This window comes from Halomonas sp. 707D4, from assembly GCF_024158685.1.
In the GTDB taxonomy this organism is placed as follows: Bacteria; Pseudomonadota; Gammaproteobacteria; order Pseudomonadales; family Halomonadaceae; genus Vreelandella.
In genome coordinates this window covers 1-7,225 of record NZ_JAMZBD010000134.1, presented here as the reverse complement: position 1 = coordinate 7,225, position 7,225 = coordinate 1, and the positions used below count along the sequence as shown (strand labels likewise).

Sequence of the window (7,225 nt, the reverse complement as noted above, 5' to 3'; positions counted from 1 at the left end):
CCACCAGGCTCTGGGGCGCGTGGCCGAGCCGGCTTCGCAGCGGCACGTGCTGGGGCTCGTCGGCCAGGCGAATGCGCTCGCAGGCGAAATGCTCGGACACCCGCGCTGCAAGCTCCGCCCCCGCATCGCGGGCGATCAGGGTCAGCATCATGTCGAGGGCGGCGGTGCCGCCGGCACAGCTCATGCGGTTGCGATCGATCTCGAACAGCGTCTGGGTGATGACCACCGTAGGGTAGCCTTGGGAAACGGCGCTGACACGCGGCCAGGGCAGCGCCGCCCGGTACCCTTCGAGCAGCCCGCAGCGCGCCAGCACCTCGCCGCCGCCGTCGAGCCCTCCCAGCGTTCTTGCATGGTGCTGCCGCAGCCATTCGAGAAGCCTGGCCGGCAGTGGGTATGGCAGCGGCGAAGGGGCGATGACCAGCAGGGTATCGAGCAGGGCTGGCGCGTCATCGAGCGCGTGGTCGGCAATGCAGGCGAGCTGGGCGGCGCTGCGCACCGGCTCGGCGTCGAGACTCAGCGTCGAGACCTGATAGAGGCTGCACCCGCTCAATTGGTTGGCGATCAGAAGCGGCTCGACGCAGCTTGCCTGGGTCAGCAGTGAAAAGCCTGGCAGCAGCAGCACGCCGATACGCTGGGTGGCGGGCGGGCGGGCGAAACGGGTTACCTCTGACGCCATGTAGAACGACCGGTTGAAGACGATGAATCATCTTAACCAATAACGCGGCGTGAATCAGCGCCGAAGGCAACTGCTAAAGCGCAGACGCGTACGCGCCCCGGGCAGGAAAACGCCCTGCCCGGGGCGCGACGAGCGATCTACTGGCTGCGGTCGGGGTGATCGGCGACTTCGCCCACCTGCATCGAGCCGTCGATCGAGCTGTAGTCGTCCTCGTTGTACTCCTCGGCGGCGGACTCTATCTCGTCGCTGCCGTAGGGCGTCTGCATGACCAGTTGGTCCTCCTCGAGCATCATTTCCTGCAGCGGCAGCGCCAGGTCCGTGGCGCCGAAACCCCAGAAGCCGCCCACGGAGACGACCGCGTACAGATCGCCGGAGTCGTTGTGCTCGACCACGTTGTCGACGTCGCCGATCTCTTCGCCTTCCAGGTTGACCACAGTCATGCCTTCGACATCGCTGATCGTGAGCGACATCAGCCCGCCCTGGGTATCGTTGTCGGCCAGGCGTTCATCGGGCTCGCGGTTGTCCGGGTCTTCCAGAGCGTTCGTGCCGCGCCCATCGTTGCCCTGCCCCATCTGACCATCGCTGTTGCCGGTCTCGTCGGCACCGCTGGTCATGGTATCGTCGTCGGGAAGGGCTTCCTCGCCGGTCGCATCGTCGGAATTCATGCCCTGCTGGGCATCCATCTGGCCCTGACTTTCACTGCTGCTCGAGGCCTCGTCGCCCGTGGCGTCGCCGGTGGAGGTATCGTCATCCATCGTTTCTTCCGCCGGTACGGCGTCGCTGGTGGCCGTATCGTCGGAATTCGTGCCCTGGTCGCCGTCCATCTGTCCTGCGCTGTCGGTGTCGGAGCTATCGACGTTGGCGCTGTCGGTGTCGGCGCTATTGGTATCGGCACTCTCTTCCTGCATGCCGTCCTGAGTGTCCTCATCTTCGGTGCTTTGCGCGCTCTGCGCGCCTTGAGCCCCCTGGGCGCCGGCGCCCGAGGTCTCCTGCTGCTCGGTGGAACTGCCGCCGGTCGTTTCGTCACCCTCCTGCGACGTCTGGGCCAACGCATTGATCGACATGCCGCCACAGATCGCAGCGATCGCAACCGCCAATGTAGTCCGTTTCATGGGGTGTCTCCTCGGGTTGATCTACCCTATTGAAGCTAGTTGAGCCGCCCCGGGTTACGCAATAAATTTCGCGCAGGCCCCATCTAAAGGCCAGGCGCGGCGAAACGCGTCGAAAAGCAGGCAACATTCAAGGGCCGCGCAAGAATGCCGCTGCGACGACCACGACCAGGATGACGCCCACCAACGCCACGGCGATCAGGGGCAATCGGTGCCAGCCACGCGGGGCGCGCCGGGCTTCGGGCTCTAGATGGGGAGGAACGGGAGTCTTGCGTTCGGGCAGGCGCTGGTCGAGAACGTGCTCTCTCTTCTCGTCCGGCGTGGTGCTTTCTCGGGTATCCATGTGCTTGCCTCCAGGCGGGCGCTCCAGCCGAGCGCCCGCCTGAAGGGCGGGCGGGGTGGCTAGAGCGTCACCACGTCGAAGTCGACGTCCGGGTCGACGTCGGCGTCGTAGTCGACGTCGTCGCGCTCGAAGCCGAACAGTTTCAGGAACTCGTGCTTGTAGCCCGCGTAGTCGGTGATCTCGAACAGGTTCTCGCTGGTGACCGCCGGCCACAGATCCTGACACGCCTTTTGAATATCGTCGCGAAGCTCCCAGTCGTCCAGGCGAAAGCGTCCCTTGTCGTCGAGCTGGCGGGCGCTTTCGCTCTCGGCGTAGAGACGCTCGCCGAACAGGCGGTTGAGCTGGTCGATGGTGCCTTCGTGGACGTTCTGCTCCTTCATGATGCGATACACCATGGCGATGTAGAGCGGCATGACCGGAATGGCGGCGCTCGCCTGGGTGACCACGGACTTGAGCACCGCCACGTTGGCGCCACCGCCGCTGGCCTTGAGGGTCTCGTCGATGGCCGCCGCGGCGCGGTCCAGATCTTCCTTGGCCTTGCCCAGCGCCCCGTGCCAGTAGATCGGCCAGGTGATCTCGGTGCCGATGTAGCTGAACGCCACGCTTCTGGCGCCCTTGGCCAGCACCCCGGCGTCACCCAGCGCTTTCATCCACAGTTCCCAGTCCTCGCCGCCCATCACGGTGATGGTATCGTCGATCTCGGCTTGCGTGGCGGGCTCGACCTCGGCCTCGATGATGGTGTCCTTGTTGGTGTCGATCGCGGTGGCGCGGTAGGTCTCGCCGATCGGCTTCAGGCTCGAGCGCTTGAGCTCGCCGGTGTCCGGCAGCTTGCGCACGGGTGAGGCAAGCGAGTAGACCACCAGATCCACCTCGCCCATGTCCTGCTTGATCAGCTCGATGGCTTTTTCACGCGCCTCGTGAGAGAAGGCGTCGCCGTTGATCGACTTGCTGTAGAGGCCTTCCTGCTTTGCGAACTTGTCGAAGGCCGCGCTGTTGTACCAGCCGGCGGTGCCGGGTTTCTTCTCGCTACCGGGCTTCTCGAAGAACACGCCCAGAGTATCGGCGCCATAGCCGAAGGCCGCGGTGATGCGCGCGGCCAGCCCGTAACCGCTGGAGGCGCCGATCACCAGCACCTTCCTGGGGCCCTGGCTCTTGTCCAAGCCGCGGGCCCGGGTCGCTTCGATCTGCTCGCGCACGTTCTGCTCGCAGCCTTTCGGGTGCGTGGTGGTGCAGATGAAACCGCGTACTTTGGGTTTGATGATCACGAAGGCTCTCCTTGTCGAGAAAAAGACGTTCACCGTCGGGCAGGCCCGTGGCGCTGGCGCCTATTCTATCCGTCTCGGGCAGCGCTGTCCGCTCTTGAGCTCGCCGGGCTTTCGCGTCAGGATACGCGGACACTGCCCGGCGCGCGTCGCGGGGCCCACCAACGTGAAGACGGCCAGATGAACGCACAGCAGTTAGTGGACGAACGAGGCGATCTGTGGCTTGCGCTCGCGCCGCTATGGCTCGACCGCGAGCCCGGCGAGCGCGATTTCGCGCACATGATCGAGGTGATCGAGGAGCACGGCCTGACGCTCAAGGAGCTCGAATGGCTGTTTCGCCTGGAGCTTGCGCCGGTGATGGCGCGCCACCAGCTGTCGATCGCCAGCGAATGGCGCGCCTTCAACGACCGTCAGCTGATGCAGCAGCTGGTTTCCCACAACCTGCGCCTGAAGGGATGGCGGCGCAAGAGCTGGGCGCTGTTCTCCGGCTTGACCACCATGATGGTGCGCCACCGCTGGGCGGCGCTGATGAACCGGCTGATGGTCCACCGAGGCGAGCTCTAGCGCGTAGAGTCTTCGTCGAGAGCGGCTTCCAGCGCCCGCCTGAGCGCCACGCCGCGCTCCTTGGGGCCAAAACGCGCAATCACCCGGCCGTCACGCCCGATCAGGAACTTGGTGAAGTTCCACTTGATCGCTCGGGTGCCCAGAAGCCCTGGCGCCTGCTGCTTCAAGGTGACGAACAGCGGGTGTGCGTCGGGCCCGTTGACCTTGACCTTCTCCATCAGCGGAAAGTGCACCCCGAAACGCTGCTCGCCGAAGCGGCAGAACGCCTCGGCGCTCTCCGGCGATTGGCGGCCGAACTGGTTGCAGGGAAAGCCCAGCACGGTGAAGCCGCGGTCCCGGTAGCGCGAGTAGAGCTTCTCGAGCTCCTCGAGCTGAGGCGTGAAACCGCACTGGCTGGCCACGTTGACCACCAGCAGCACCTGCCCTTTCAGCGCGCGCAGGTTGAACGGCTCGTTCAGGTGGGTACGGCAATCCTGCTCGAATATGGTCATGGTAAAGCCCTTGACGACGCAGATGAAAAAACCGGAGGAGCGTGATGGTAATGCCTCACCCCTGGATCAAGGGGCCCGCCACCACGCGCAGCGCCAGCAGCAGGAGCAGTACGCCGGTGATGCGATTGATCCAGTGGGAGTGGCGCTGAAGCCAGGGCAGCACTGACGAGTGCGAAAGTCCCAGCGCCACGATCATGTACCAGCCGCCGTCGATCACCACCGCGGTCATCACGATGATCAGCTTGGCGGCAAGCCCCATCTCGGGGCTGACGAACTGGCTCAACAGCGCCACGAAGAACAGGATGAGCTTGGGGTTGACCAGCGCCACCAGAAGCCCCTCTTTCGCCGCCTGGCCCTGGGTGGTCGCCGCGTGGCCCGGCGACAGCACCCCTGCCTTGCCCGCCCGCAGCGCCTTGATGCCGAGCCACGCAAGATAGCCGGCCCCCAGCCACGTCACCCACTGAAAGAGCTCTGGATGACGTGCGATCAAGGCGCCCAGGCCCAGCACCGTCAAGAGCGCGTAGAGGCCGACGCCGAGGGCATGGGTCAGCGCGGCGGTCACGCCGTTCCGGCGCCCGCCGCCCAGGGTATGGCGCAGAATGAGCGCAAGGCTCGGGCCTGGTGACATCGCCCCCACGGCGCAGATGGCGGCCAGCGACAGCCAGAGTGACAGCGGCATCGGTGCTTCCTTTCCGGTCTTGTTTGCAGGGCGACACGCGGCGAGCGCCGCGTCACCCGCCCCCTTAAATAACGCTGTTAGCATGGTACGCTGTTGGGTAGAATTTTTCCTTTTTTGTGAACACGGCGCCTGGCGTTCAGGCGGCTTCAGGTAACGAAAGGACGTTGACATGGGTAGGGCGTTTCAGAACCGCAAGGAATCGATGGCCAAGACGGCCGCGGCCAAGACCAAGGTGTACAGCAAGTACGGGCGCGAGATCTACGTGACCGCCAAGTCCGGCGGCACCGACCCCAACGGCAACCTGGCGCTGCGCGGTTTGATCGAGCGCGCCAAGAAGGATCAGGTGCCCTCGCACGTGATCGACAAGGCCCTGGACAAGGCGTCCGGCGCCGGCGGCGAGGACTTCTCCACCGCCCGCTACGAAGGTTTCGGTCCGGGCAACGCGATGGTCATCGTCGAGTGTCTGACCGACAACCCCAACCGCACCTTCGGCGACGTGCGCGGCTGCTTCACCAAGACCAAGAGCAAGATCGGCACGCCCGGAAGCGTGAGCCACATGTTCGACCACTGCGCGATCTTCGCCTTCAAGGGCCAGGACGAGGAAGCGGTGCTCGAGGCGCTGATGGAAGCCGACGTCGACGTCACCGACATCGAGCAGGAAGAGGCGCGCATCACCGTCTTCGCCCCGCACACCGACTACGCCAAGGCCAAGCAGGCGCTGATCGACGCCTTCGGCGAGCTCGACTTCGAGGTCGACGAGATCCAGTTCCTGCCCCAGACCGTGACACCCATCGAAGGCGACGACGTCGTGGTGTTCGAGAAACTGCTCGACATGCTCAACGACCTCGACGACGTGCAGAACGTCTTCCACAGCGCCGAGCTCCCGGAGCAAGACGCCTAACCACGCGGCCTGCTCGTTTCGCCGCCGGCATCGAGCGCGGTGTCCGGCGGCAGCAGCGCGGCTCTCACCCCGACCTCGCCCAGCACCCGCTTTCCGCGCACGGTCAGGTCGGTGACGAACAGAAACTGCTGGCGCGGGTCGACCGGATAGGCGCGAATGCGGTAGTGCGTGCCCCAGGGTTTCTCCTCGGCGACGATGACGATCGGCGCATCGAACTTCAGGTAGGCGCTGGTCAGCGCCACGTCCTTGAGCGCCTGGCGCACCCAGCCCGCCTCCGCCTCCACCGCCAGGTAGAAACTCGCCACGCACTGCAGCGACGGCCCGCCATCGTTGGCATTGAAGACCGGCGTATCCCAGAGCTTCAGGTGCGGCATGGCGACGAGGTCGTCGTCCGGCGTCTGGATCTGCACCGTGCGCATGCCGACGTGCTTCACCTCGCCGTAGGTATCCTCGATCTGCACCCAGTCCCCGGGGCGATAGGGCAGCTCCACCGCCGAGACCACCCCGGCGATCAGGCTGCTGACGTAGTCCTTGAGCGCGAACCCGACGGCAAGGCCAATGGCGCCGAACAGCGTCACCATGTTGCGCAGCGACGGGTCGATGATCATGGGCACGATGATCACGATGGCGGCGATCAGGAGCATGAGCCTCGACAGCGGCACCAGGGCGAAGACGCGAAAGCGCAGCTGGCCGTGCAGCCGGTTGGCCAGCCAGTTGAGCCCGCGCTGGCTGACCACGATCAGCAGGATCGTCGCCACCAGAATCAGGGCGACGGTGGCCACCGTCGCGGCGTCGATATCGTTGAATAGCCGAGCGTAGCGGTTGGGCTCTTCCATGCGGTTAGGGCTCCTTCGCGGCGGCGTTCACAGCGGATCGACCAGATAGTTGCGCGACACCAGCAGCGCGCGGACGCTGGCGTAGGCCAGCGGCGCCACCTGCCAGCGCCCATCGTGCTCGACGACGAGCTCGCGCCGGGTCAGCGCCAGGCGCGCATTGAGCGCCTCGTGATGCGGGTAGGGCAACACCTCGCCCAGCGCTCGGTCGTCCAGTCCGCCATGCAACAGCAGCGCATGCAGTACCAGGGTCGCCACGTCACCGGTGTCGTTGGAAAGCGCCGCCTCGGACAGTGCATCGAGCAGCCAGAGCTCGCCGTCATGGCCACTGCCGGCGACGGGCTCGCGTAGCCGCTCGCGCCAGTAG

At 65.5% G+C, this 7,225-nt stretch carries 9 protein-coding genes and 1 pseudogene; 2 read left to right on the top strand and 8 right to left on the bottom strand.

Features of this window, described 5'->3' with window-relative positions:
• From BIS11_RS07720 to fabV, 4 genes are all read right to left on the bottom strand, one after another.
• A partial coding sequence (locus tag BIS11_RS07720; protein ID WP_253585885.1) for an AraC family transcriptional regulator occupies positions 1 to 676 on the bottom strand: 676 nt, incomplete at its 3' end.
• Between the two features lie 137 nt (positions 677 to 813).
• Positions 814 to 1,788 (bottom strand): PRC-barrel domain-containing protein, encoded by a 975-nt coding sequence (locus BIS11_RS07715; RefSeq protein ID WP_253418616.1) that lies wholly within the window; start codon positions 1,786 to 1,788, stop codon positions 814 to 816.
• A 127-nt stretch (positions 1,789 to 1,915) separates the two neighbouring features.
• Entirely contained in the window at positions 1,916 to 2,128 is a 213-nt protein-coding gene (locus BIS11_RS07710) for a hypothetical protein (RefSeq protein ID WP_253418613.1), read from the bottom strand.
• A gap of 59 nt (positions 2,129 to 2,187) precedes the next feature.
• Positions 2,188 to 3,393 (bottom strand): enoyl-ACP reductase FabV, encoded by a 1,206-nt coding sequence (gene fabV, locus BIS11_RS07705; RefSeq protein ID WP_253418610.1) that lies wholly within the window; start codon positions 3,391 to 3,393, stop codon positions 2,188 to 2,190.
• 177 nt (positions 3,394 to 3,570) lie between these two features.
• Here fabV and BIS11_RS07700 point away from each other — a divergent pair, with 177 nt between their 5' ends.
• Complete coding sequence (locus tag BIS11_RS07700; protein WP_253418607.1) at positions 3,571 to 3,954, top strand: hypothetical protein; 384 nt, start codon at positions 3,571 to 3,573, stop codon at positions 3,952 to 3,954.
• Here BIS11_RS07700 and BIS11_RS07695 read toward each other — a convergent pair.
• Positions 3,951 to 4,445, bottom strand: coding sequence for a glutathione peroxidase (locus BIS11_RS07695; protein ID WP_253418604.1), 495 nt, complete (start codon positions 4,443 to 4,445; stop codon positions 3,951 to 3,953). The two genes, BIS11_RS07700 and BIS11_RS07695, sit on opposite strands and share 4 nt — an antisense overlap.
• Before the next feature lie 55 nt (positions 4,446 to 4,500).
• Complete coding sequence (locus tag BIS11_RS07690; RefSeq protein ID WP_253418601.1) at positions 4,501 to 5,124, bottom strand: LysE family translocator; 624 nt, start codon at positions 5,122 to 5,124, stop codon at positions 4,501 to 4,503.
• A 169-nt stretch (positions 5,125 to 5,293) separates the two neighbouring features.
• On the opposite strand from BIS11_RS07690, the gene BIS11_RS07685 reads away from it, so the two are divergent.
• Entirely contained in the window at positions 5,294 to 6,025 is a 732-nt protein-coding gene (locus tag BIS11_RS07685) for a YebC/PmpR family DNA-binding transcriptional regulator (protein WP_253418598.1), read from the top strand.
• On the opposite strand, the gene BIS11_RS07680 is transcribed toward BIS11_RS07685, so the two are convergent.
• Together BIS11_RS07680 and BIS11_RS07675 are read right to left on the bottom strand one after the other, a co-directional pair.
• Positions 6,022 to 6,861 carry a mechanosensitive ion channel family protein gene (locus BIS11_RS07680; RefSeq protein ID WP_253418596.1) on the bottom strand — a complete coding sequence of 280 codons (840 nt, stop codon included), beginning with the start codon at positions 6,859 to 6,861 and terminating at the stop codon, positions 6,022 to 6,024. The two genes, BIS11_RS07685 and BIS11_RS07680, sit on opposite strands and share 4 nt — an antisense overlap.
• Positions 6,862 to 6,888: 27 nt before the next feature.
• Positions 6,889 to 7,225, bottom strand: a pseudogene (locus BIS11_RS07675) (hypothetical protein); the annotation flags it as partial.